Origin of the sequence: Klebsiella sp. K47 (assembly GCF_051858335.1) — a bacterium.
Taxonomy (GTDB): Bacteria; Pseudomonadota; Gammaproteobacteria; order Enterobacterales; family Enterobacteriaceae; genus Klebsiella; species Klebsiella pneumoniae.
In genome coordinates, this window is the sequence record NZ_JBPYUI010000526.1 from 1 (window position 1) to 216 (window position 216).

1 pseudogene is annotated in these 216 nt (G+C 61.6%); it reads left to right on the plus strand.

The window, feature by feature from the left end:
- Nucleotides 1-216: pseudogene (locus RRF55_RS29080) on the plus strand (hypothetical protein); the annotation flags it as partial.

A 216-nucleotide genomic window follows, 5' to 3' on the forward strand; every position in this document is an offset into this window, starting at 1 on the left:
GCGTGGTGTTCATCAACCGCTTCGTCGAGCGGCCGGAACTGCTGGACTACATCGCGATGTGCGATGTGTACGTGACGCCCTATCTTCTCGAGACCCAAATGACATCGGGCACGCTCGCCTATTCGCACGGACTTGGCCGGCCGGTGGTATCGACGCCTTATTGGCACGCGACCGAACTGCTTGGTGATGGGTCGGGCGTGCTGGTCCCCTTCCGTG